Annotated in this window: 1 protein-coding gene and 1 pseudogene; both read left to right on the top strand. The window is 48.2% G+C overall.

The window, feature by feature from the left end:
- Positions 1–15: 15 nt before the first annotated feature.
- Positions 16–507 (top strand): annotated as a pseudogene (locus GRP75_RS26305) (YheC/YheD family protein); the annotation flags it as partial.
- On the top strand, positions 504–1,613 hold the full coding sequence (locus tag GRP75_RS26300; protein WP_053325093.1) for a YheC/YheD family endospore coat-associated protein: 1,110 nt from the start codon (positions 504–506) through the stop codon (positions 1,611–1,613). The pseudogene GRP75_RS26305 and the gene GRP75_RS26300, both read left to right, overlap by 4 nt.
- The last annotated feature ends 29 nt before the right edge of the window (positions 1,614–1,642 follow it).

The following is a 1,642-nucleotide window of genomic DNA, read 5'->3' as shown; positions in this document are numbered from 1 at the left end:
CACTCCAATCAGTGACAGATGCTAAAGGGTTATGTCATTCAACAGGGCATCCAGATGATCGAGATTGACAATTGCCCGATTGATTTCCGGTTTCACATGCATAAAAATGGAAATAACCAGTGGGTCGTTGTCGGCATTGGAGCTAAAAAATCCGGACGTGGCAGTGTCACAACCCATATCAAAAATGGCGGCTCCCTTATGACACCTGAACAGGCGTTGAACCGGGTATTCGGAGACCGGGCGGGTGAAGTGCTTCAACGTGCCAAGAACGTAGCAGTTACGCTCGCTGAAGCCATTGAACACCACCACCAGCATCTACTGGGTGAAATCGGCTTTGATCTGGGCATTGATCAGGATGAAAAGGTATGGATGTTTGAAGCCAACTCCAAGCCAGGCCGATCCATTTTTCAGCATCCATCGTTGCGTGCGGAGGGTAAAGCATCCGTGGAGCATATTTTGGACCACTGTCTTTACCTCAGTAAATTCCGCAGAAAAGAGGAACTATGAATACCCGGGCGGAGCATAAGCCAGTCGTTGCTGTATTGACAGTGCACGACGAAGGGCAATTTTTCAAGGGCAATCAGCGCAATTTCAGGGATATTCTTGAAACGGGAACACGGATGGGATATCAGGTGTACATTGTTACCGTCAGGGACCTGAAACTGGCAGATGAGACGGTTAAGGGCTATGTCTTCAACAAGAGCTTACAGACGTGGGAGGAACAGAATTTCCCACCTCCACAGGTCATTTATAATCGCATCCCAAACCGTAATTATGAACTTAAAACCTCTGTGCGCACAAAGTTGGATGAAATTTCACATGCCTCAGGCATTGAACTGTACAATCCAGGCTTTTTTAACAAATGGGAACTGTTCAAGTGGTTGCGTACCTCGGAAACCACTCGTCAGCTTGTTCCGGCAACCAAACGGTTAAGCAACCTGTCTTCATTAGGAAAAATGCTGTCTGCGTATCCATACCTGTATCTCAAGCCAGAAAACGGTAAGGCCGGAAAAGGGATTATGATTCTTAAATTCCACCCAGACCATCTCATGGCTTACAGACTGACCATTCAGCATGACAAAAAAAGTGTAACCTACAAATCTGTATCGCTATCCCGGCTGTGGGGACGTATCCGCCGGGAAGCAGGCAACTCGCCTTATATCATTCAACAGGGTATCGATCTGGCAACCTATCAGAAAAAACCCTTCGACCTGCGTATCCTGGTACAAAAAAATATCCGTGGCTCCTGGAGTATAACCGGGGTCGGTGCCAGACTGGCGGGTAAAGGGAGCATCACCACACATGTCCCGCGTGGCGGGAGTGTAGAGGACCCCTTCAAGCTACTGTCCTCGCTGTTTGGGCCTGAGGACAGCACGGATCTACTGAACAAAGTTAAAAGTACGGCCATACAGATTGCACGTCAAATTGAACGCGCATCCGGTCTTTCTCACGGCGAAATGTCCATGGATTTGGGCGTGGATACGCTCGGAACACTCTGGTTTTTTGAGGCCAATGCCAAACCGATGAAATTTGACGAGCCGGAAATCCGCCAAAAGTCGCTTAGACGCATATTCCAGTACAGCTCCTTTTTGGCCGGACGATTGAAATCATGATCAAGGAAGTGGAATCATGCCGCAAATTA

Origin of the sequence: Paenibacillus sp. OT2-17, from assembly GCF_009827695.1 — a bacterium.
GTDB lineage: Bacteria > Bacillota > Bacilli > Paenibacillales > Paenibacillaceae > Paenibacillus > Paenibacillus polymyxa_B.
The sequence above is the reverse complement of the archived record's forward strand: the minus strand, read 5'-3'. Positions and strand labels throughout refer to the sequence as shown.

Bases quoted from the DNA above. Each gene is read 5' to 3' on its own strand.
- GRP75_RS26300 (WP_053325093.1), top strand. From the start codon at position 504: ATGAATACCCGGGCGGAGCATAAGCCAGTCGTTGCTGTATTGACAGTG.